This is a genomic window from Candidatus Reidiella endopervernicosa (assembly GCF_013343005.1).
Lineage (GTDB): Bacteria > Pseudomonadota > Gammaproteobacteria.
The window spans coordinates 2156867-2178933 of the sequence record NZ_CP054491.1; the positions used below are offsets into that span (position 1 = coordinate 2156867).

General features: G+C 59.3%; 19 protein-coding genes. 1 reads left to right on the forward strand and 18 read right to left on the reverse strand.

The window, feature by feature from the left end; all coding sequences use genetic code 11:
• Positions 1-3: 3 nt before the first annotated feature.
• The 15 genes from HUE57_RS12055 to HUE57_RS19165 all read right to left on the reverse strand — a co-directional run bounded on the left by HUE57_RS12055 (position 4) and on the right by HUE57_RS19165 (position 17136).
• Positions 4-585 (reverse strand): electron transport complex protein RnfA, encoded by a 582-nt coding sequence (locus HUE57_RS12055; protein ID WP_078484262.1) that lies wholly within the window; start codon positions 583-585, stop codon positions 4-6.
• Positions 585-1241 carry an electron transport complex subunit RsxE gene (gene rsxE, locus HUE57_RS12060; RefSeq protein WP_078484261.1) on the reverse strand — a complete coding sequence of 219 codons (657 nt, stop codon included), beginning with the start codon at positions 1239-1241 and terminating at the stop codon, positions 585-587. Before rsxE ends, HUE57_RS12055 begins: the two co-directional genes overlap by 1 nt.
• Before the next feature lie 35 nt (positions 1242-1276).
• On the reverse strand, positions 1277-1942 hold the full coding sequence (locus tag HUE57_RS12065; protein ID WP_078484260.1) for an RnfABCDGE type electron transport complex subunit G: 666 nt from the start codon (positions 1940-1942) through the stop codon (positions 1277-1279).
• A complete protein-coding gene (locus HUE57_RS12070) occupies positions 1935-2957 on the reverse strand; it encodes an RnfABCDGE type electron transport complex subunit D (RefSeq protein ID WP_078484259.1) in 1023 nt (340 codons plus the stop codon). The genes HUE57_RS12065 and HUE57_RS12070 overlap by 8 nt, the downstream gene beginning before the upstream one ends.
• A complete protein-coding gene (rsxC, locus tag HUE57_RS12075) occupies positions 2957-4303 on the reverse strand; it encodes an electron transport complex subunit RsxC (protein WP_078484258.1) in 1347 nt (448 codons plus the stop codon). The genes HUE57_RS12070 and rsxC overlap by 1 nt, the downstream gene beginning before the upstream one ends.
• Before the next feature lie 20 nt (positions 4304-4323).
• Positions 4324-5199, reverse strand: coding sequence for a succinate--CoA ligase subunit alpha (sucD, locus tag HUE57_RS12080; RefSeq protein ID WP_078484257.1), 876 nt, complete (start codon positions 5197-5199; stop codon positions 4324-4326).
• Between the two features lie 14 nt (positions 5200-5213).
• Positions 5214-6371: an ADP-forming succinate--CoA ligase subunit beta gene (sucC, locus tag HUE57_RS12085; protein ID WP_078484256.1), complete on the reverse strand. Its 1158-nt coding sequence runs from the start codon at positions 6369-6371 to the stop codon at positions 5214-5216.
• Positions 6372-6438: 67 nt separating this feature from the next.
• Positions 6439-10944, reverse strand: coding sequence for a 4Fe-4S binding protein (locus HUE57_RS12090; RefSeq protein WP_078484255.1), 4506 nt, complete (start codon positions 10942-10944; stop codon positions 6439-6441).
• Positions 10928-11779: an RnfABCDGE type electron transport complex subunit B gene (locus tag HUE57_RS12095; RefSeq protein WP_078484254.1), complete on the reverse strand. Its 852-nt coding sequence runs from the start codon at positions 11777-11779 to the stop codon at positions 10928-10930. The genes HUE57_RS12090 and HUE57_RS12095 overlap by 17 nt, the downstream gene beginning before the upstream one ends.
• Positions 11779-12012, reverse strand: coding sequence for a ferredoxin (locus HUE57_RS19150; RefSeq protein ID WP_320416294.1), 234 nt, complete (start codon positions 12010-12012; stop codon positions 11779-11781). Before HUE57_RS19150 ends, HUE57_RS12095 begins: the two co-directional genes overlap by 1 nt.
• Positions 12013-12034: 22 nt before the next feature.
• Positions 12035-14287: a ferredoxin gene (locus HUE57_RS12100; RefSeq protein ID WP_236860584.1), complete on the reverse strand. Its 2253-nt coding sequence runs from the start codon at positions 14285-14287 to the stop codon at positions 12035-12037.
• 15 nt (positions 14288-14302) lie between these two features.
• Positions 14303-15256, reverse strand: coding sequence for a thiamine pyrophosphate-dependent enzyme (locus HUE57_RS12105; RefSeq protein ID WP_174673273.1), 954 nt, complete (start codon positions 15254-15256; stop codon positions 14303-14305).
• Positions 15257-15267: 11 nt separating this feature from the next.
• Entirely contained in the window at positions 15268-15570 is a 303-nt protein-coding gene (locus HUE57_RS19155) for a hypothetical protein (RefSeq protein WP_236860585.1), read from the reverse strand.
• Positions 15501-16448: a hypothetical protein gene (locus HUE57_RS19160; protein WP_236860586.1), complete on the reverse strand. Its 948-nt coding sequence runs from the start codon at positions 16446-16448 to the stop codon at positions 15501-15503. Before HUE57_RS19160 ends, HUE57_RS19155 begins: the two co-directional genes overlap by 70 nt.
• Positions 16333-17136 (reverse strand): 2-oxoacid:acceptor oxidoreductase family protein, encoded by an 804-nt coding sequence (locus tag HUE57_RS19165; RefSeq protein WP_236860587.1) that lies wholly within the window; start codon positions 17134-17136, stop codon positions 16333-16335. Before HUE57_RS19165 ends, HUE57_RS19160 begins: the two co-directional genes overlap by 116 nt.
• Positions 17137-17344: 208 nt before the next feature.
• On the opposite strand from HUE57_RS19165, the gene HUE57_RS12115 reads away from it, so the two are divergent.
• On the forward strand, positions 17345-18268 hold the full coding sequence (locus HUE57_RS12115; protein ID WP_174673274.1) for a LysR family transcriptional regulator: 924 nt from the start codon (positions 17345-17347) through the stop codon (positions 18266-18268).
• Between the two features lie 51 nt (positions 18269-18319).
• On the opposite strand, the gene HUE57_RS12120 is transcribed toward HUE57_RS12115, so the two are convergent.
• Genes HUE57_RS12120 through HUE57_RS12130 form a run of 3 tightly spaced genes read right to left on the reverse strand, consistent with a single transcriptional unit; the run spans position 18320 to position 21867 of the window.
• On the reverse strand, positions 18320-19570 hold the full coding sequence (locus HUE57_RS12120) for a complex I 51 kDa subunit family protein (RefSeq protein ID WP_078484918.1): 1251 nt from the start codon (positions 19568-19570) through the stop codon (positions 18320-18322).
• 2 nt (positions 19571-19572) lie between these two features.
• Entirely contained in the window at positions 19573-21207 is a 1635-nt protein-coding gene (locus HUE57_RS12125) for an FAD-dependent oxidoreductase (RefSeq protein ID WP_078484917.1), read from the reverse strand.
• Between the two features lie 33 nt (positions 21208-21240).
• Entirely contained in the window at positions 21241-21867 is a 627-nt protein-coding gene (locus HUE57_RS12130) for a 4Fe-4S dicluster domain-containing protein (RefSeq protein WP_078484916.1), read from the reverse strand.
• Between the last annotated feature and the right edge of the window lie 200 nt (positions 21868-22067).

Genomic DNA, 22067 nt, shown 5'->3' on the forward strand with positions numbered 1-22067 from the left:
CCCCTAAGTCGAACTGAAGAGCCCGGCAAAGCCCATGAAGGCCATTGATAGAATGCCGGCGATAATCAGATTGATTGCAGTGCCGCGCACCAGTGCCGGTGCGTCGTTGGTCAGCTCAACTTCTTCGCGCAGTCCTGCCATCAGTACCATCGCCAGGGTAAAGCCAGCACCTGCGCCCAGCGCGAAGGTCATCCCCTCGAGGAAGCCGTAGCCGCGGTTAGTGGCGAAAATCGCCAGACCAAGGATGGCGCAGTTGGTGGTGATCAGCGGCAGGAAGATGCCAAGCGACTGGAACAGCGAGGGGCTTAGTTTCTTGATTGCCATCTCAATAAACTGCACCGTTGAGGCGATCACCACGATGAAGCTGATGAGTCGCAGGTAGGGGGCGTAGATCAATACATAGGTGTTGAGCACCCAGGCGCAGAGGGCGGTAATGAGCAGTACAAAAGTGGTTGCCATGCCGAGACGGAACGAGGTCTCAAGCCGTCCGGAGACACCGAGAAAAGGGCAGAGACCGAGAAAGTAGGCGAGTACGAAATTGTTGACCAGCAGCGAGCTGATGAAGATCCAGATCAGGTTATCCATTAGATCTCACTCCTCTCGGCAATGGCCACCTTTACGAGGAACTGTTTGCGCTTTTCGGTCAGCCAGTTGAAGAAGAGCAGGATCAGGCCGAGGGTGAGGAAGCCGCCCGGTGGCAGGATCATGATCACCCACGGCTCAAAATTGGCCCCGAAGAGATCGATGCCGAAGAGCTGACCGACGCCGAGAATTTCGCGTACCGCGCCGAGTACAAACAGCGCAAACATAAAGCCGAGCGACATGCCGACTGCATCGCTGACCGCGAGCCTCACCCCGTAGCGCGAGGCAAATGCCTCCTGACGACCGAGGATCATGCAGTTGGCGACGATCAACGGGATAAAGGCGCCGAGCTCCTTATGCACCGCCGGCATCAGCGCCAGAATGGTGTAGTCGACCACGGTAACAAAGGTGGCGATGATGATGACGTAGAGTGAGATACGTACCTGTTTAGGAATCCATGGGGTGAAGCTGGCGACGAGAAAACTGGAGACGACCAGCACAAAGAAGGTCGCAAAACCCATCACCACGGCGTTGACTGCCGAGTTGGTGACCGCGAGCATCGGGCACATGCCGAGCACCTGGATGAAGACCGGGTTATCTCGCCAGAGACCCTTGATCATCTCCTCGTAGGCTGACTTTTTATTCAAGCTTGTTGGCATAGTTCTCTCTTAAGAAATCAGGTTGCAGATGTCAGTTACTGCCCACCTGTTACCTCTTCAAAAGCGGCTTCACTTCCCGGATTTGGCAATCGACCTAACCAAACAGCATTCCCTTCATTGATGATTCTGACTACGGCCTTGGAAGAGATGGTCGCTCCGGTAATCGAGTCGACCCGATTGTTTGAGGTCTTGGTTCCCTTCTTCACGCTCTTAACCGTCGGTTCGATTGAGAGAGCGTCGAATTCGGCAACAAAGGCGGCGTCTTTGTAGATCTTGTCACCCAGGCCGGGGGTCTCTCTGCTGTCGAGGATCCACATGCCGATGATCTGGCGCTTTGCCGGTGCGTAGCCGTAGATGACGTGGATCGTATCCTGGAAGCCGGGTCCCTTGTTGGATATGGCATAACCGACAAAGTTACCCTGCTCGTCGTAACCGGCGTAGATCGTCTCATCGGGATCGGTTTTCCCTCTGGCGACGACCAGCAGGTTATCCTCGTAGATCATCGGCTGCATCTGGGTCGCACCGGGTAGTACGCGGAAGACCGCCTCGCGCAGTTCACGTGCCTTGTTCTCGGTAATGGTCGAGAGGGTCGCCTCGAAGATCGAGATAATAATGATGCCAGAGAGGAAACCGGCCACGGCCAGCGACATTACCAGACGGATCGAGCTTGGCTCCTGCGGTTCGAGGCTGATCTCACTCATGCTTTTTCACCTCGCGGCCAAAGACTCTCGGCTGGGTCTTGCGATCGATCAGGGGCGTTGCCGCATTCATCAGCAATACCGCGTACATCATCCCCTCAGGGAAGCCGCCGTAGACGCGGATCAGCACCACTAGCAGCCCGATGCCGATACCGAAGATGATCGCTCCTTTTGGCGTCACTGGAGAGGTGACCGGATCGGTTGCCATATAGATTGCACCGAGCAGCATACCGCCGGAGAAGAGGGTGAAGATCGGTCCGGGGTAGCGGACCGAGTCGACCATATAGAGTACGCCGGAGAAGAGAGCAGCGCTGATGAAAATCGCCGCTGGGATGCGCCAGTCGATATCGCGGCGCAGCCAGAGGAAGAGGCCGCCGAGGATCAACAGCAGGCCGCTGGTCTCACCGATCGAACCGCTGGTATTGCCAATCAACAACTGCATGAAGGGGGTTGAGCTCTGCTCGAACTTCATCTGACCCAGCGGTGTGGCGGCGGAGAGTGCGTCGGTGGGCGGCGCCTGCATGAAGGGCATCGCCAGGTTGCTGGCATGGACGGTGAAGAAGTCGACCGGTCCCGCCGAGGGAGCCCAGGTGGTCATCGCGATCGGGAAGGTAGCGAGTAGAAAGGCACGCCCCAGCAGCGCCGGATTGAAGAGGTTGGTACCGAGCCCGCCCCAGATCACCTTACCCATTCCGGTCGCTACCATGCCGCCGATAAAGGCCATCCAGAGTGGTAGTCCCGGCGGCAGTGTGAGACCGAGCAGCAGGCCGGTCAGTGCGGCGCTGTTATCACGCATCGCGACACCGCGTTTCTCTTCGGCGGTGAATACCCACTCGGTCAACACGGCACCGATAATCGAGGCGAGCAGTACCAGCAGGGCGCTGAGGCCGAAGAACCAGAGGGCGGCGAGGGTGGCTGGAGCAAGTGCGATCCAGACATCGAACATCGCCGTCGGGGTGGTCATCCCCTGACGCAGCATCGGTGATGCCTGCAGGAGTAGTTTGGGGTCTTTGGCCATTAGTTTGCGCCTCCGTGCTGGCGCAGGTTGTCTTTGCAGCTGCGGATGTGCTGCACAATGGGGATATTGGAGGGGCAGGCGAAGGTGCAGGCGCCGCACTCGACACAGTCCATCACCTGATACTCCTTCATCTCCTCAAACAGACGCGCCTTACCGAGCCGTGCCAGGCGTGAGGGGTTGAGGAAGTAGGGGCACGCCTCGAGGCAGCGACCGCAGCGGATACAGGGGTACTCTCGGGGGCGTCCCGTTTCACTTTCGGTGAAGGCGAGAATACCGGAGCTGCCCTTGATGATCGGTGCGTCGAGACTGGCGACTGGCAGCCCCATCATCGGCCCACCCATCATCACCTCGCGAGTCTCCTCGGAGAGACCGCCGCAGAAGCGCAGTACCTCACGGATCGAGGTGCCGAGTGGCACGATCAGATTGGCCGGGTAGTCGATGCCGGGACCCGAGACGGTGACGATGCGCTCGATCAGCGGCATGCCGGTGTCGAAGTAGTCGGCGATCGCCACTGCGGTCCCGACGTTATTGACCACGATACCGATATTACGTGGCAGCTCACCGGCGGGCACCTCGCGGTTGTAGACCGCCTTGATCAGCATCTTCTCCGCGCCCTGTGGATACTTCACCTCGAGTGAGACGACAGTCACCGGATCGTTCACGTCGATGCAGGCGTTGAGTGCCTCGATCGCCTCGGGTTTATTCGACTCGACACCGATGGTGGCGTGTTTCGCTCCCAGCTTGCGGCGTAGCATCTCGGCACCACGCAGCACCGTCTCGGGACGCTCGACCATCAGCCGATGGTCGTTGGTCAGATAGGGCTCGCACTCAGCGCCGTTGATCAGCACATCATCGATCTGCTGCCCCTCGGGGATCGAGAGTTTGACGTGGCTGGGGAAGGCGGCACCGCCCATGCCGACAATACCGGCACGCTGTACATGCTCGATGAACGCGTCGATTGAGAGCGCTTCCCAGTCGATCGGTGGCTGTGCCTCGAACTGCTGAGTGGCGTAGGGATCGGCCTCGATCTCGATCGCCGGTTTGAAGACACCACCGATATAGCGGTGAGGACCGATGTCGCGAACCGTGCCGGTGACCGGCGAGTGCAGGGCGGTGGAGATGAAGGCGCCGGGTTCGGCGATCAACTGACCGCGCTCTACTCGCTCGCCCACAGAGACTACCGGCTTGGCCGGCACACCGATGTGCTGGCCGAGCGGCATCACATAGCGCTCCACAAAGGGAACACGTTGGATAGCGAGATCGGCGGTCTGCTCCTTGTTATGGGCCGGATGTACGCCGTGCGCGAATCCGCGCCCGAGAGTACCCAGTGAACGCAACAGTTTCATCGTCGTCTTCTAACCGCTATTTAGAGCAGCTTCGCCAGCGTCGCACCCATATCGGCCGGGGAGCGCGATACCGCAACCCCCGCCTTCTCGAGTGCAGCGATCTTGTCGTCGGCAGTACCCTTGCCGCCGGAGATGATCGCACCGGCATGGCCCATACGACGTCCGGGGGGTGCGGTCAGACCGGCGATGTAGGCAACGACCGGCTTAGATACGTGTGCCTGAATGAACTCAGCCGCTTCCTCCTCCTTGCTGCCACCGATCTCACCGACCATCACGATCGCCTTGGTCTGCTCATCGGCCTGGAACAACTCCAGACAGTCGATGAAGTTCATACCGTGGATCGGGTCACCACCGATACCGACGCAGGTCGACTGGCCAAGACCCGCCTGGGTGGTCTGGTGGACCGCCTCGTAGGTGAGGGTGCCTGAACGCGAGACGATACCGACGCTGCCGGGTTTGTGGATGATGCCGGGCATGATGCCGATCTTGCACTCGCCGGGGGTGATGATACCGGGGCAGTTGGGGCCGATCAGACGCGGTGCGTCCTCGCCGTGGCTTGCCAGCACCGCCTTCACCTTGAGCATATCCTGAACCGGAATACCCTCTGTGATGCAGACGATGGTCTTGATCCCGGCATCGGTTGCCTCGAGGATCGCATCGGCGGCAAAGGCGGCCGGGACGTAGATCATGGTGGCATCGGCACCGGTGCCGTCAACGGCATCCTGTACGGTGTTGAAGATGGGGCGCTCGATGTGCTGCTGACCGCCCTTGCCGGGGGTCACGCCGCCAACGATATTGGTGCCATAGGCGATCGCCTGCTCGGCGTGGAAGGTGCCCTGCTTACCGGTGAAGCCCTGGACGATAACCTTGGTGTGCTTATTTACTAGAATGCTCATTATTCAATCCGTCCTTATGCAATCGACGCTACGGCCTGCTTGGCCGCATCGGTCAGCGCTTCGGCAGCAGTAATGTTGAGGCCGCTCTCAGCCAGCAACTTGAGACCCTGTTCGGCGTTGGTCCCCTCAAGGCGGGCGATGACCGGGACTTTGATGCCGACCTCCTTAACCGCCGCGATGATGCCCTCTGCGATCAGGTCGCAGCGGACGATACCGCCGAAGATGTTGACCAGAATCGCCTGTACCTTGCTGTCACTGACGATCAGTTTGAACGCCTCAGCAACACGTTCGGCCGTGGTGCCGCCACCGACGTCGAGGAAGTTGGCGGGTTCGCCGCCGTGTAGCTTGATCAGATCCATGGTTGCCATCGCCAGACCGGCGCCGTTGACCATGCAGCCGATATTGCCGTCGAGGGTGATGTAGTTGAGGTCATGTTTGGCCGCCTCACACTCCTTATCATCCTCCTGAGTGGTATCGCGCAGCTCCATAATGTCGGGACGGCGGTAGAGGGCGGTGTCGTCGACGTTGAGCTTGGCATCAAGCGCGAGCAGCGATTCACCACTGACGATCAACGGGTTGATCTCGACCAGGCTCAAATCCTTCTCAACGAAGAGGCGGTAGAGGTTCATCATGATCTTGGTCAGGGCACCAATCTGCTTGCCCTCAAGACCGAGACCGAAGGCGAGCTTGCGGCACTGGTAGGGCTGCAGGCCGGCAGCCGGATCGGCATAGACGGTGAGAATCTTCTTCGGCTCATTGGCGGCGACCTCTTCGATATCCATGCCACCGGCAACGGAGGCCATGAAGACGATGCGCTCAGAACCGCGTTCGACCAGTGCGCCGAGGTAGAGCTCACGGTCGATCGGCAGGGTCTGTTCGACGATCAGCTTGTTGATCGGCAGCTCGCGGCCGTGGGTCTGGTGGGTGGCCAGACCGCTACCGAGCATGCGGTCTGCCTCTTCGCTGAGGGCGTCGAGGCTGTCGACCAGCTTCACGCCACCCGCCTTGCCGCGACCACCGGCGTGTACCTGGGCCTTGACCACCCACGCCTCACCACCGATCTGCTTGGCAACCTCGGTCGCCTCCTGTGGAGAGCTGGCGGGCCCGCCCTGTGGAACGGGGATGCCGTAGTTGGCGAAGAGCTGCTTTGCTTGATATTCGTGGAGATTCATTTTTTTGATATACCCCAGTTAGTTAGTCTTTGTTCTTAAACTAAATTGATAAAAGTATTCTGCGTATTCAGTGTTCGGTTGGCTCGCTGCCGGGTTGATAACCGGCCAGAGCGACTAGCCGTTCGCGTATCGTAGTGGCCATATCGCCCTGCATGTTTGCTTTGAGTGCCTCGATCTCCGCCTCATAGGCCTGTTTGAGCGCCGCAATCTCCGCCGAGTGCGTTGCGGCGACATCGGCCTCCGCCTCCTGTCGTACCTGATCAGTAAAGGGGGTGACGACTCCCGCCAGCTCCTGCAGGGTCTGCCAGGCGTCACGACGCGACTCGACCATTGCCACCAGCTCCGGTGCGACCTTACGCCGCAGCTGCTCATCACCCAGATTGATCTCGACCACCGGTGTTTTTTTACTCCGCCCCTTGCTATCGAGGGCAAGGTAGTCGATTAGCGGTGTTGGATTCTGATCCTCGTTGCTGAGGCTGGAGAAGCGGCTGGCGAAACGTTTCTCACTCAACGCCCAATCGATCGGGGTGAGCGTAGATCCATCTTCACGGCTATTCCACAGCTGCTTCAGCTCACCGTTACCATTGAGGTCGATACGGCTACCGAATACACCCTCATCGGTGGGATTGTAGCGGAATAGCGGGAAGGCACGGGACTCTACCGCCAGGCGAGCCTGCTCAACGACCTGACTGACAGGGAATCCGTTCCGTTCCGGGCTGGGGCAGTGAATGTTGATGAATGCCGGACCACTGAAACGGAGCGCCTCGCGAACGCTGTCGCGGTAGTGGTCGGGGGCGGCGATTGAGCTCTGCGCCACAAAGGCGTTGCGCTGCGACATCGCCATCAGTGCTAGATCGCCGGTCGGCTCACTACTAGCGGTGACCGGCAGATCGGCAATGCCCTGATTATCGAGGCCGAGTCCCAATTCGTTAAGCACAACGATCTTTACCGGTAGACCGCTGTTGAGCAGCCAGCTGATCTGGGCAAAGCCGCGCCCGGAAAATTCACGCTCACTACCGACCAGCAGCAGCGGTGGGCAGAGGCGTTGCTGATCCTCGTCGAGATCACGCCAGCTGAGCTGATCACCGCTGTCATGCGCCTTGCTGGCCGACTTCTCCATCTCGCCCTGTGCGCGTTTGAGCAGTGAGACGGCAGCAACGGTATCAGCCAGTTGGCCGTTGACCAGTCCAGCAGCCATCTGCGCGGTATCGCCACTGCGATCGACCAGCACCGGAACCTGAAAGGGATTGTGGGGGAAGACACCGGCCCAGGCAGAGGCCTGTCCCGGTGCAATCGCCAGCCCGTAGCGGGCCCGGCCCAGCCCATACTCACCCTCGGTGAGGCGCCAGTGCAGATCGTTGAGTCCCTGTGAGAGTTCGATCAGACGGCGCAGGCGAGTTGCATCGACACCACTGCCCTCGACCGCGTCGGCTCCACCGGTGAGGGTGGTGAGATCGACCTCACGGCTCTGTACGTTGATCAGCGCCTTGGCGAGGCGGTCGAGGTCTTCGGTCGGTAGTGCATCGGTGAGGGTGTCGCGCACCAGGTCACTCAGTTGCTGGCGTACCTGACTAATCTCGCCGACAAAGCGGTGCAGCAGCGGCTGCTGTTGATATTCGGTGGCAGCGAGCAGCTGACGCAGGGCGATTTTCTCGCCCGAACCGGCCTCGGCACCGTCACCACCCGACATCGCGAAGGCGCAGTGGCGTGACATCATCACTGATGAGATGGCATCGATGGTGGGATCGGCAGCGAGGCGTTCGATAGTGGTCGAGGAGGTATCTGGGGTCTGTTCCCAGATACGCCAGATAGCGCGTGTCTCAGCCAACCGCTCGGTAGTCTGCGGCTGCATTGTCATCGCCTCGCTCTCACAGAGATCGGCGCAGAGTCCGCATCCCTTACAGGCGTCGGCGTTGATCGCCAGCGCCAGCAACTCACCGCCCTCTTTTTTCTCCCGTTCGGCGCTGTGGAAGAGGGGGTCGGTAATGGCCAGTGGTAGTGCGGCGACCTGCTCACGTACGGCGTTGAAGGCGGCCTCGAGTGTCGCCTTGCGATCCTCGGCAAAGGGAGCCTTCTCCTGCAGCCAGGCAAAGGCCTGATCAAGCAGTTCTGCGGCGCTGTTGCCGCTGTTCTCACCCTTTTTGCAGAGGGTGTTGATACGGCCGGCCAGCTTAGAGGAGATCTGGCGCAGTGAGTCGGCACCCGCAAGACTAATGGCGCTATTGATCAGTGCTGCAGGTGTGAGTGCAACAACGCCAATGGCGCTATCGGGACAGCTGCTCCAGCAGTTGCCACAGGCAATACAGGCGCTTGGATCGAAGCTGGGCAGTTCGCTGCAGCTGCCGCTCAGGTCGCGGAAGGTGGCGCTGAGTGGCGGCATTGAGCCGGTGGCCATGTAGGGATCGGCGGTGAGCTGATCCGCTTCGCCGTTACGATAGAGCACACCGACCTGATCCCAGAAACGCGGCAGGCTGTCGTACTCTTCTCGATTGCCACCGAGATGGCGCACCGCCATCGGTACTTCACCCGCTGCAGTGGTGTGTGAGGTGGTTGCCGTGTTGCTGAGGTCGATCTTCTGCAGCGACTCCATTCCGTGGCGGAAGGCGGCGATCAGCGACTCACTGCTCAGTTCACTCTCCTGTTGGCTGAGAGAATTTTCACGATTGGAGATCAGGCGTGTCGCCTTGCAGCCGAGCAGCTCGCGTTCGAGCAGGATGGCGCAGAGTGCACCGAGTAACTCTTCATGCGGATCACCGGCTGATATCTCTTCCTCATCACGGTTCTCGCCAATGGCGAAGAGTTGAATGTTGAGTGAGCTGAGCGCGTCACGTTGTTGGCTACTGAGCGTTTCGAGCTGTGCCTCTCCGCTACTCAACAGCAGAGCGGCGCCGCTGTTCAGTCCGGCTGTGATATCGAGTTCAGCGAGCTTGCCGTGTGCCACGGCAACATCGACCGGCATCTCATCGCCAGGATCGAGCAACTGCTCATCGGCATAGGTAAAGCGGTCACAGAGCGGGGCGGCAAACTGCTCCCAACTCAGGGCAGGGTGGCTGCGCAGCGTGCCGCCGACCGAACGGTGAATCAGGTTGGCGGCATCGACAGATAAAGTGTCATGCCCCTGGCCTGCTGTGCGATGCACGGCGATGGTAATCGCTCCCTCAGGGCGCAGATCAACTGCGTTTTTACCGCTGATGGCCAGCTTGGCAACCTCTGGAAAATCGCGCTTAAGGGTGTCTAACAGTACCTGACGTTTGGGGTGCTGAGAGCGGCTCTGGCCAAAATCGATACCTAGATAGCCCTGCTCAGGCAGTGTCTCGCTCTTCATCGCCTCATTCAGCGCCTGCAGATCGGATGCGCGCAGTGGCAGACCACCAAGGCCGAAACGGACCGAGTGCAGTGTTGCTGTTGCGCTGCCCTTGGACAGCAGTGCGCGAATAGCCCGAATCAGTGGTGGTTCAGAGGCGAGTGGAGCATTGGAGCGCTCAAGCACTGCGGCAGTCTTACCTTGAAGCAGATCGACCAGTTCGCTACTGGTCATCGGTGCCAGGGCGTGAATACCGATAACGCCAATTTTTGCCTTGCGCTGGTTACTCAATGCCTGTGCCGTTTCAATAGCGGAGCCCTGCACGATCAGCAGCTGTTTTGCCTTGCTGCTCCTGTGCGTAGAGATCGCGGCATGGCTGCGGCCACTCAGCTGTTTAAATCGGCTAAATGCCAGAGCCAATCGCTGCTCGGCCTGGGCACTAAAGTAGGGGGTTGTTGCGGCCTGTGAGAGGGCAAAGCTCTCACGACCCTGCAGGGCGCCATGCAGGGCAGGACGGTCGAGGTCGTACCAGCGTGGGCAACGGCGGCGCTGCTCGCCGAAGAGCAGTTTCTGCACCTCATCGGCAACCTCGATCTGATCAGCGCTTTCGCCAAGTAGTGAGCGAAGTAGCTGCAGAGAAGGGAGTTCAACATCCTGTGCAGAGAGAGCGGTCTGTTCGTTATCGATGGCCACGATGGCTGGGGTCAGGCTCTGCTCCGCGACGTGTCGGGCAATCAGGGTAAAGTCGACGGCCTGCTGCACATTGCTTGCGTAGAGTAGGAAACAGCCGGAGTCGATGGAGAGCTGCAGTGCCTCATCGCCACTACCGATGGCGCTGCCCTGCGAGGAGAGGGCGCGGTTATCGAGGTGGATGACCAGTGGTAGTCGGCGACCGACGGCCTCTCTGAGTAGGTCCTGGGAGGCGGCAAGGTCGGGGCCGGAGAGGAAGGCGGTGGCACGCTGACCGGTCATTGCTAGACCGATTGCGGCGGCCAGTGCGCCACGAGAGCCCTCGGCGCTGTAGCCGTTTAGCGGCTGTCCAAAGCGGTTCTCACCACGCAGCAGCGACTCGGCACGCCAGGCGAGTTCGGCACCGTTGGCCGGGTAGGTGCTGCCGAGTGCCGCGCTCTCGACGATAGCGGCCTCGGTGAGGGCGACGGCGCTGTTGCCATCGAGCAGGGTCTCGAGACCGCTGTCGGCCGATCCGCTGTCGGCATCGCCGAACAGACGCCGATAGAGGCTGATTGCGGTGTTAGTGAAGCTGGGCATGGCCTCTCTCGCTCTCCTGGTTATCGATAAACTGTCCCGACTCGAGCCACTGGATCGCGCCAGTAGGGCAGCGTCCAGTTGCCTTCGGTGAGGCAGCGATTCCCGATGTGTAGTCGATGATCGGGAGTTCATTCTTCATCTCAATCAGCCCCTCGGGGGCATCGGCGGCACACTTGGCGCAGCCGTCGCAGCCGACGCTGCAGAGCACTGTAACTGCCTCACCCTCAAGCGGGGTGTTGCACTGGACGAACAGCTTCTGATCGAGTGGCAGTAGCTCAAACAGGTCGCGCGGGCAGGCGTCGACGCAGTCACCGCATGCGGTGCATAACTCGACATCGACTACCGGCAGGCCGTTCTCATTCATATGGATCGCATCGAAATCACAGGCGATATCACAATCGGAGAGGCCGAGACAGCCCCAGGAGCACCCCTTACCACCACCAGAGACGACCGCGGCGGCGCGGCAGCTCTCGAAACCGTGGTACTCGGCGATCTGGAAAGCCTCGCGACGCCCACCGGCGCAGTGGAGTCGTGCGACTCGTTTGGTTGCCTTGCCAGCATCGACGCCGAGAAAGTCGGCAATCGCTTCGATGTCATCGCTGCTGGCGACGGTGCAGGCGCTCGGCTCCACCTCGTTATCAACCAGTTTGGTGGCGAAGGGCAGGCAGCCCGGCTCACCGCAGGCACCGCAGTTGGTGCCCGGCAGCATCTCCTCGGTATGAGCCAGTCGCGGATCCTCCTCGACCTTCAGCAGTTTGTAGGCCACCGCCAGGATGGTGCCGAAGAAGAGGCCCAATCCGGTCATGATCGCCGGTGCTGTTAGGAAACTCTGCATTAGTTAAACGGTGCAGCTCGCTTGATCAGCTCTTCCATGCCAGCCTCGTTCGGATTCTGCGGCAGACCGGGATGGATACACTTCGAGGGGCAGATCTCGGCACCCTCGACCAGCTGTGCATAGGTCGCGGTGTCGGTCTCAGTGAGATAGGCCTGGTTGTTCTCGTTGTAGACGTAGAGCAGCGGATTGATGTCGAGGCAGTCGTTACAGGTGGTGCAGAGCTCGCTGTCGATCCAGGGATCGCTGAAGCTGACATCATCCTCGTCCTCTTCGACAACCGCCTCCTCTAGGGGCCTCTACCGCACTCTCTGCGACAGGTGCAGTGGTCGTGGCGGGTGCTGATGCGGTAACCGCAGGACGCGGAGCACCACTGGTGAAGTCCATACCCATCAGCACATCGGTGAGGCGTCCCATCACCTCGCCGGCGGCCTCGGCACGTACTCGTGCCAGCTCTTCGGCGAACTCACGCTCCATCTTTTCACGCTCGGCGCTCATCTCGGCTTCTGCAGTGGCGCGGGTCTCGGCGATGGCACGATCGATGTAGCTGCTGCGTATACCGGCCATCTCCTGCAGGGTGTGCCAGAAGTTAAGGCGGTCGCGACACGCCTCGACCAGGGTACGGCTGATCACAAGACGACGCAGGGTGCCGTGCGCGTTGACGGCCCAGATGAAGGGGATCAGACGCTCATTGTCGGCCTCAGACTGCTGTAGATAGTCGGCAACTGGCAACAGATCATCTGATTCGCACTGGTCGGGCACGATGGCGAAGTGGTGGGCCAGACGTGGAATCAGCAGTGAGTAGTCTGCAAAAGTGAAGGGGAGTTCACTCTCGACCAGATCGCCACCTTCGTTATGGTAGATGAAGGGGTGGATCGGCCAGTCGAGTTCGGGCTGTGGGTTACCGTCGAAGTCGAGACGCTGTTCGCTACCGTCACCTGCGGCGGGATTGACGTAGAAGAAGGGGTGGACACGCCCCTCGAGCGCCGCGCCAGCGACTAGCCAGGCGTTGAGGCCGAGATCCTGACCAGTCGGGCGCAGGCCGATGTTGATCAGGTGGAGGCTGGTACGTGTCGCATCGAGTGCAGAGAGATAGCGCTCCAGCAGGTGCTGATGGCGCGCTGCCGAGGCCTGCGAGACGACCGCCTGACGATGGGCAATACCGAGGTAGCCAAGTTCAGTGCGGAAGCTCTGGAAGGGGTCTTCACCCTCAGCTGCACCGGGATTGTTGTGCGCCTGCACCCGGCAGAAGACCTGTACCGGTCGGCCCGAACTGAGTAGACGGGAGAAGGAGGTCATGCCTTCGCCCGCAACACGGTCGGCCGACTCGAGTGCGACCACCGCCGGGATCAACAGCAGCTCCTCCTTGGAGAAGACCTCCCAGTTGAAGTTCTCGAACCACGGATCGTGCAGCACCGGATCGTAGAGCGATTCGATCTCGAGGTTGGCGATGCGCACAGCGGCGAAGACCTTGGCCAGGCGTGATGCCTCCTCATCGAAGATAGCCATCGCCGCCGAGCTGGGATCGTTATCGCCGTTCGCCTCGAAACCGTGGGTCTGTTTGAGCCACTCATCCTCGACCCCCTCGGGGTGGACAAAGCGCACCAGCAGGGAGTTCTGTTTGTAACCCTCGAGCACCTTGAGTGCATTTTCGATGCGCTGACGTCGCTCTGCAGGCATTGCTACCGAGCCCTTGGAGTGGTCCATGACCTTGGAGAGGGCGGAGGGATCGAACATGCCAGCAGTCGCAGCAACGCTCTGTTTGAGCTGCTCCGGCTGGCGAGACTCCTCCGACTTACTCCAGTCGACATCGAGCAGGGTCTTCAGCGCCTGGATATTTTGGTCGATCTTGCTACTGAAACGGTCGTGGCGCGGGATGACATGCGATTTGATTGCATGGATCAGCAGGTGGATCGCCGGGAAGCGACCGTAGGCGAGCAGTTTGCCACCTACGGGTACCTTTTCGGTCAGCTGGGCAAGATCAGCTTCCAGCTTGGAGGCGTTCTCGCCCCTCAGCTTGAGGTGCTGCTTGAGCGCCTCGGCACCTTCGTTGATCAGAGCCTGAGCTTCGACCGGGCCTTCGTGTCCCTGCAGCTTCTCGCGCAGGAAACGCTCGATCCACGGCAGGTTGTCCTTGAGAATACGTGCCGCCTCGGCAGAGGGGGCGAAGCTGAGCACCGTCTCCTGCAGGCACTGGCCAACCGGCTTGGCCAGGTCGTCAGCACCGCTGAGCTCAGCATTCTCACCCGGTGGGAAGAGGAACAGTGGATAGTCGTAGCGCAACTTGGAGGCGTTGCGGAACGGTGCCAGCAACGCCGGTAGCTGATCCTCTGCGACCGCCTCGAGCGCCTCACGGGCACTCGGATTGCCAAGGTGGAAGTGGCGCAGGGTACGCAGGATGTCGCGACTTGCATCGGCGTCCTTGATGGCGGTCGGCAGCGAGGGGATCGGCTCCTCGGCTGCCATCTTGCGCTCGCTCGATACCGATTCGGTTACAGGTGAGGCTGTCATGCAGTCGTTTCCCGGTTAGATGGCAAAGGCGTCCATCGCTTTATTGATGGCCGCTATCTTCTCTTCATCACTCTTGCCAAGGTCCTTGGTGGCGATGTCCTCGTAGACCACTGCGTCGGGATCGCGGTAGAGCAGACCGAGTGGCAGTTGCTCCTCATCCCTGGCGTACTTCATCGCCCCGAGCCAGTCGGCCGGGTCGTGCTGTTCAACCTGGCCGAAGACGCGCTTGACGCTGTCATCAAGGGTGATGCCGTTCTCGTGTTCGAGTAGTACAAACTTGTCTGGGTTGTCCTGCAGCGGTTTGCAGAAAGACTCAGAGAAGACCGGGCAGCGCTGCAGGATACGGATGAAGCTGGTACCACGATGCTGATGGGCCGCCTTGATGGTTTGGTAGAGCAGTGGCGGATTCCAGTCGACCACCTGCGCCACGAAGGAGCAGTTGGTGATGCCGAGGGTGACGGTCAATGGATTGAGCTCAGGCAACGGTGCACCGGCCGGGTGGGTGTTGGTCTTCATACCCTGTGGGCTGGTGGGTGAGGTCTGGTTCTTGGTCAGACCGTAGATGGCGTTATCAAACACCAGTACCACCATATCCATATTCAGACGCACCGAGTGGATCCATGGACCGGCACCGATCGAGAAGCAGTCGCCGTCGCCAGTGGCGACCCAGAGGTCGAGGTCGGGGCGGTGGGCCTTGACACCGTTGGCCAGTGGCAGGGCGCGTCCGTGCAGGCCGTGCAGGCCGTAGGTGCCCATGTAGTGGGGCAGTCGGCTTGAACAACCGATGCCTGAGACCGCCACGCTCTTCTCGGGCGGCAGCTGGGCATCGCGCAGCACGCGGTGCACGGTGTTCAGAACGGCGAAGTCTCCGCAGCCGGGGCACCAGCGTGCCTCACCACCGGAGTAGTCGCCAAGGGTAAAATAGCGCTCGAAAACATCGAGCGACCAGTCAGCTTTAATACCAAACATCGTGATACTCCTTATGAATTCAGTGTGATGAGGTGGCTGTCGAGGACTTCAACCAGTTCACCCGGCTGTAGCGGATGGCCATAGACAACTGACCAGCAGTCGACATCGACCAGGGTCTGCATACGTAGGATATTGGCCAGCTGGGCGCGGCGACGGTTCTCATCATTAATCAGAGGCCCATCGGGCTGATCGCTGTAGTTGACCTCGATGGTCATCACCTTCTTGAAGCGGGAGAAGATCTCCGTCAGGCCCGGCTCCAGTGGTGAGACAAAGCGTAGATGGATATTGGAGACCTTGGCACCCTTGGCGCGCATGATATCGACCGCCTCCTCGATGGCACCAGGGTTGAACCCCAACCGACGACCAGCAGATCACCTTCCTCATCACCGTTGATCTTGGGTGGCTTAAGGGTGCTTTGCAGCGTCGCCAGCTTGCGGCTGCGGTGCTGCATGGTGGTCTGGTTGGTCTCGGAATCGTAGGCCACCTTGGAGCGGCTGGTGTGACTCAGGCCGGTCAGTACGTACATGCCGTTGGGCTGACCAGGAATAGGGCGCTGTGACAGACCGGTCTCTTCATCCCAGTCATAGGCGGGAACGCTGCTATCCCACTCCGACTGATCGACCGGTGCGGCGAGCCACTCCTCCTGCAACTCGGGACGCGGCCAGGGCTGTACACCGGTCGCCAGGTTGGCGTCGGTCAGTACGATGACTGGACCTCGGAATGATTCAGCCAGCTTGCGCGCCAGGATTGGGAAGTGGAAACATTCGGCGATGGTGGCGGCGGCGAGGATGATCTTTGGTGCGTCACCCGGCATACCGAACATTGAGGAGAGCAGGTCACCCTGTTCGACCTTGGTTGGCAGGCCGGTGGAAGGGCCTCCACGCTGTACGTCGACGATGACCAGTGGAATCTCACCCATAACGGCCAGACCCATCAGCTCGGTCTTCAGCGCCATACCGGGACCGGAGGTGATGGTACAAGCGGTCTTGCCGGAGAAGGAGGAGCCGATGGCAAAGGCCATCGCGGCGATCTCATCTTCGGCCTGGTGGACGAAACCGCCGACCTGGTCGTAAACCTCAGCAATATAGTGAGAGGCGGAGGTGGCCGGGGTGATGGGGTACATGGAGACCATGTCCATACCCGAGGCCATCACGCCCAGACCAAGTGCGGTGTTGCCGTTGCACACCATCATCGGCTTGTCTGTATCGTCGGTGGAGTAGGGGGATTTCGTAGTGGTAATCGAGGTTGTCACGGGCAAAGGCGTAACCGGCATCGTAGAGATCCTGGTTTGGCTTGATCACCTTTTCGCCCTTGTGGGAGAAGGTATTGTGGATCTCGGCGAGACCCTTCTCAGGATCGCGGCTGTAGATGCGGCTCAGCATCCCCAGCACAAACATGTTCTTACCCTTGCGGGCGTTGTCGACTATCTTCAGACACTCGTTCTCAAAGTTCAGCTCGTGCACAATCAGGCCGTGCTCGCGGAACTCCTTAACGGCAGCTGCGTAGGCTTCGCGAATTTCTTCTTGCGGATCCTCGGCCCACTTGTTCTCCAGCAGCACGACGGTGCCGTCTTTATAAGCGCCGTTGGCGATACGGGAGTAGAGCACCTGTTCGTTGAAGGCGACTACAAGATCGGCCTCGTTACCCATGTTGGTCATGTACTTGGAGCCGACGCGGATGCGGTTACCGGAGGCGCCGGCCGGGGAGCGGGCTGGGGGCTGGATCTCGGCGGGGATAATCTCGACGGTCCAGATACCGTTGCCCATCTTGGCGCCGATGGTAGCGAAGGTCTGACCGCACTTCTGTGCGCCTTCACCCGAGTCACTGACGATCTCGACGATATGTTCGTCGATGACCTGAGCTTCTGTAGTGTTTGACATCTGTTTCCCTATGAAATGGATTTCATGGATTGCAAAATTCTATTTATATAGGGTTACGGCTCACTGTTGTGTTAGAGCGGTAATGACCCTGTAGTTCTAAAGGCTTGACTTTATAAGGGATAATAATGATAAATAACAGTTAATTGTTTTTATATTTAACATATACATATGTATATAGTATTGATTTTATTAATAGAGATTATAGGCAATGATTCACGCAACCCTGCAGCAGCTGCGCCTGTTTGAGGCGGTTGCCCGCCATAAAAGCTTTACTCGAGCTGCCGAGGAGATCCACCTCTCTCAGCCCGCCGTTTCGATCCAGGTCAAGCGGTTGGAGGAGAATGTCGGTAAGGCTCTGTTTGAACATGTTGGTCGTCGTATTACCCTCACCGAGGTCGGGCGCGAGCTCTACGATGCCAGTAAGGATGTGCTGGGGAGACTGGCAGAGTTAGATGGTGCCATCGACTCTCTCAGCGGCGAGGTTGCCGGCACCCTCACCGTGACTGCGGTGACCTCGGCAAAGTACTTCCTGCCCCATCTGCTTGGTGCCTTTCTTCGTCGCTACCCCGATGTGGAGCCAAAGCTTAAGGTGGCCAACCGCGCCAGTCTGCTGGAGCGGGTTGGGGATAACGAGGATGACCTCTACGTCATGGGGCATGTCCCCGATGACCTTGATGTCGAGGCGGTTCCCTTTCTGGAGAACGTCATCGCCGTGGTAGCCAGCCCCAACCACCCGTTGGCGAGCAAACGCAAGATCACCCTCAAGCAGCTGACCGAGGAGCGTTTTCTAGTGCGTGAATCGGGTTCGGGGAATCGCAAGGTGGTGGAGGAGTTTTTTGAAGATCAGGGGCTCAGTATCAACCCCTATATGGAGCTCGGTAGTGCTGAGGCAATCAAGCAGGGGGTAATGGCGGGACTGGGCATCTCAGCCCTGTCGCTGCATAACCTACGCCTGGAGATCGCTGCAGGACAGATCAAGGTACTAAAAGTGGAGGGTTTCCCGCTGCGCCGTCGCTGGAATGTGATTCATCGCAAAGAGAAAAATCTCTCGCCTGCAGCACAGAGCTTTATCGAGTTCCTGCAGACCGAGGGGCAGCACCTGGTTAATGAGGCGATGCAGGTGAAGATCTAGGTAGCAGGGAATAGGTGTTGGGTGTGACCTTTAGCTAGACACCCCCAAACCTTAATAGGCCAGCGAGCGTTCGTACTCATCCATGAAGTGGTAGAGCGAGCTGTCGAGTACCTTGATCGCACCATCGAGCAGGTGGCAGCGGCCACTGCCGGGCAGGATCTTGCAGAGGTTGATCAGTGCGTCGAGATCGGCGCGGCTCCCCTCGCCGGTGTCGATCTTACCGAGCAGAAGCGCGACGTAGTAGGTGCCGGTCTTGCACGGTGGGCACTGTCCACAGGAGTTCTGGGCGAAGAAGTTGATGTACTCGGTCACCCGCTTGACGATACCGGTGCCTTCGGAGATGACGATCATCGCACCGGTTCCCAGCGCCGAACGGCGCTTGGCGACCGATTCGAAATCGAGCGGTACATCGAGATCCTTGGGGGTAAGGATGGTGTTGGAGGGGCCGCCGGTGAAGACCGCCTTTAGCTGCTTGTCCATCAGCATGCCACCGCCGTAGTCGTTGATCAGCTCATCAAGTGGGATTCCCATCGGTAGCTCGTAGACGCCGGGTTTGAGTACATCGCCACTGAGTGAGTAGATCTTGGTGCCCGAGGTCTCACCCAGTCCCAACTCCTGATACCACTCGACGCCGTTACGCAGGATGTGCGAGACGTTGGAGAGGGTCTCGATATTGTTAATCAGGGTCGGGCAGCCGTGTACGCCGGATTCTGCAGGAAAGGGGGGTTTGCCACGAGGGAAGGGGAATTTCCCTTCGACCGATTCGATTGCGGCGGTCTCTTCGCCACCGATATAGTAGCCAGAGCTCTCAACCACGCGGTACTCGAAATCACCCTCGTAGTGATCGGAGAGCTGGCTATAGAGGTTTGAGTCGAGCCACTGGGCGACGGCGCGGCGCATCGACTCGAGTGAGCTCTCCTGCTCAGGGTTGATATAGAAGACGACGCGGTTAATGCCGGTTGCCAATGCGGCAATCGTGGCACCTTCGATCACCTGATGGGGGCACTCATGTAGCAGAATGCGGTCCTTGAAGGTGCCTGGTTCATCCTCGTTGCCATTGCAGATCAGGTATTTCTCGCCGGTACCCGCATGGGCCGCAACGAAGCCCCACTTCTTGTGTGTGGGAAAACCGCTGCCGCCGAGTCCACGCAGGCCCGCCTGCTCGATCATCTCAATGATCGCTGGGGGTTCCATCTGCAGTGCTCGCTCCAGACCCTTTCCGCCGTTACCTGCAAGCCACGCCTCAAGGTCGGGGCCGATACGGTTATCCGAGTTGAGTAGTACCTGGTTAAGTCGCTCCATGGTCACTCCTCCTCCCGGTTGCGGGTTTTACGTAACCCTTCATATTCAGCATCAGAATCGAATTTTGCGTAGTCGGGGAAGAGCATTGGCCCCTGCAGATCCATCGGCATCTTGGCCAGGGTCAGGTCGCGCTGCATAGGCCCAAGATGGGCGATTGAGACCTTATTGTGACGACGCTGATAGCCGCTCTGTGCCGCAACATGGCCGGCACGACGGCCGAAGCTGATGATCTCCAGCAGCGCGTTACCCATCATGCGATTCTTGCCGTGTAGTCCGCCACTGACCTCACCAACGCAGTAGAGGTTGGGTACGGTGGTCTGGCCGTTCTCATCGATTACTACACCACCGTTCTGGTAGTGGAGGGTGGGGTAGATGAGCAGCGGTGTTTTAGCTGGATCGATCCCGCTCTTTTTGCCGAGCTGGACCAGCTTGGGAAAACGTTTGTTGATGATGCCGGGGTTGCGCAGATCGAGTCCGGGTGTATCGAGCCAGATTCCGATACCACTCTCACCCGCATCAACACCGCGTCCCTCAGCGCACTCACGAATGATGGCAGAGGATACGTGGTCGCGTGGTTTTAGCTCGTCGACGAAACGTTGGCCCTCGGCGTTGATCATCTGCGCCCCGGCAGAACGTACACCCTCGGTAATCAGGGTACCGGCCAGGTGGTGCGGGTAGGCAAGGCCCGAGGGGTGATACTGGAAAGAGTCGAGGTCGCGTAGCTGGGCACCGAGACGATAGGTGAGCACCAAACCATCACCGGTCGCGCCGAAGTGGTTGGAGGTGGGAAAGGCGTTGAGGTGCATGCGACCGATGCCGCCAGTCGCCATGATCACCGATTTCGCCTTTACCAGTACGTTACGGCGTTTTTTCAGATCGGTAATGACGGCACCAGCGCAGTGGCCCTGCTCATCGGAGAGCAGCTCAACGGCGGGGCTGTAGTGCCACACCTCGATCTCACGGTTGAGCACCGATTCACGTAGCACGCGCATCATTTCAAGGCCGGTGTAGTCGCGGAAATAGACGACACGATCGGCGGTGGTGCCGCCAGCACGCCGGGTGAGCAGGTCGCCAAACTCGTCGACATCGAACTGCATGCCCTGTTTGATCAGCCAGCGGATTACATCGGGGCCGTCCAGGACCATCTTCGCGACCAGATCCTTATCGGCCAGGTTGTGGCCACCACGAAGGGTATCGTCATAATGGATCTGCGGGGTGTCATCTTTGTCGATGGAGGCCTGAATGCCGCCCTCGGCCATGACGGTGTTGCTGTCACCCAGGCGCAGCTTGGTGGTGAGAATGACCCGCGCACCCTCTTTGGCAGCGGTCAGTGCGGCAGCGCAACCGGCGCCACCGCCGCCAATGATCAGCACATCGGTCTCGACCGTCTTGGCGCCGGCCAGATCGGCCTCGTCGATGCGAGCATTGGACTGCAGCATGTCAGCCAGCTGGCGGTGGCAACGTTCACCGCGATTGGCGCCGACCTCCAGGTCGACAATCGAACCGCCGAGATGGTCGGGATGGTGGTCGCGTAGCAGGGCATCAACATCGACAGATGTGTCTGGCAGTTCATGAGCGGTGCCGTGAACCTGCTGAAACCGTGCCAGTGCCTCTTTGTAGGGGGTGCCTTTACTCATAGCTCTCTTTATCGTCCGATCTCTGGTAACGGACTACTTAATGATCTGCAGTTGATCGGTGCGAAGTGCCTCGAGACGATTGATCAGATTAGAGGGGCGGATGTGGAAGTATGCGGTCACCCGGCGTGAGAATAGCCCAACGTGGTTGGGTGAGATCAGCTCCGGGCAGGCAGTCATGCAGAGGTTACACATGATGCACTCAATAAAGAGATCGCCTGCCTCCTTGAAACGCCCCTTGTTGGCGAGCCTGACACCATGCTCGACATCGATACCCTTGGGGCAGGTCTTCACACAACCGCCACAGTGACGACAATCCTGTGCCTCGGGGAAGATGCGGTGGAACTGTGCCTGCACATCCCAAGAGTTCTTTATCTCATCGAGCTGGTAGGTGTGGTGGGTTGGCGTGGGGAAGACCAGGAAGATCACCTGCATGCCATTCTCAACCAGGGTCTGGCAGCCGAGTTCCATTGAGACATCGGCATCATCTTCACGACGAACCAGGACGCGACACGATCCACAGACACCCTCAAGGCAGCCAACGCTCTTCACCCGCGGGTAACCGGCGTGCCAGAGCGCCTGAATCACTGAGAGTGAGGAGGGGGCGGTGATCTCGTTACCGTTGATCGTGAGCTGTACCAGCTCTTCGCTTGTGTTACTCATAATTACATTAACTCACGAGTGGACGGGGTCTAAACCAGTCGGTCTTATTATGTGGTGACAGCGATACCCGCTGCTGAATAGGGTAATTCTACAGAAATTGCGGCTATTCGAGAAACCGGATAATCACTTTCTGTTCTCAGGTTACTGCGGTTTGTGATGGCAACACTCTGCTAACTTGTCTAAAGTTTCCACTGAGGTTG

Coding starts and splice junctions, on each gene's coding strand:
- rsxC (WP_078484258.1), bottom strand. CDS start 4,303: ATGAAACTGTTGCGTTCACTGGGTACTCTCGGGCGCGGATTCGCGCAC.
- HUE57_RS12065 (WP_078484260.1), bottom strand. CDS start 1,942: ATGAGTGAGATCAGCCTCGAACCGCAGGAGCCAAGCTCGATCCGTCTG.
- HUE57_RS12120 (WP_078484918.1), bottom strand. CDS start 19,570: ATGGAGCGACTTAACCAGGTACTACTCAACTCGGATAACCGTATCGGC.
- HUE57_RS12105 (WP_174673273.1), bottom strand. CDS start 15,256: ATGTTTGGTATTAAAGCTGACTGGTCGCTCGATGTTTTCGAGCGCTAT.
- sucD (WP_078484257.1), bottom strand. CDS start 5,199: ATGAGCATTCTAGTAAATAAGCACACCAAGGTTATCGTCCAGGGCTTC.
- HUE57_RS12055 (WP_078484262.1), bottom strand. CDS start 585: ATGGATAACCTGATCTGGATCTTCATCAGCTCGCTGCTGGTCAACAAT.
- HUE57_RS12130 (WP_078484916.1), bottom strand. CDS start 21,867: ATGAGTAACACAAGCGAAGAGCTGGTACAGCTCACGATCAACGGTAAC.
- HUE57_RS19165 (WP_236860587.1), bottom strand. CDS start 17,136: ATGTCAAACACTACAGAAGCTCAGGTCATCGACGAACATATCGTCGAG.
- rsxE (WP_078484261.1), bottom strand. CDS start 1,241: ATGCCAACAAGCTTGAATAAAAAGTCAGCCTACGAGGAGATGATCAAG.
- HUE57_RS12070 (WP_078484259.1), bottom strand. CDS start 2,957: ATGGCCAAAGACCCCAAACTACTCCTGCAGGCATCACCGATGCTGCGT.
- HUE57_RS12100 (WP_236860584.1), bottom strand. CDS start 14,287: ATGACAGCCTCACCTGTAACCGAATCGGTATCGAGCGAGCGCAAGATG.
- HUE57_RS19155 (WP_236860585.1), bottom strand. CDS start 15,570: ATGCGCGCCAAGGGTGCCAAGGTCTCCAATATCCATCTACGCTTTGTC.
- HUE57_RS12115 (WP_174673274.1), top strand. CDS start 17,345: ATGATTCACGCAACCCTGCAGCAGCTGCGCCTGTTTGAGGCGGTTGCC.
- HUE57_RS12090 (WP_078484255.1), bottom strand. CDS start 10,944: ATGCCCAGCTTCACTAACACCGCAATCAGCCTCTATCGGCGTCTGTTC.
- HUE57_RS12125 (WP_078484917.1), bottom strand. CDS start 21,207: ATGAGTAAAGGCACCCCCTACAAAGAGGCACTGGCACGGTTTCAGCAG.
- HUE57_RS12095 (WP_078484254.1), bottom strand. CDS start 11,779: ATGCAGAGTTTCCTAACAGCACCGGCGATCATGACCGGATTGGGCCTC.
- sucC (WP_078484256.1), bottom strand. CDS start 6,371: ATGAATCTCCACGAATATCAAGCAAAGCAGCTCTTCGCCAACTACGGC.
- HUE57_RS19160 (WP_236860586.1), bottom strand. CDS start 16,448: ATGATGGTGTGCAACGGCAACACCGCACTTGGTCTGGGCGTGATGGCC.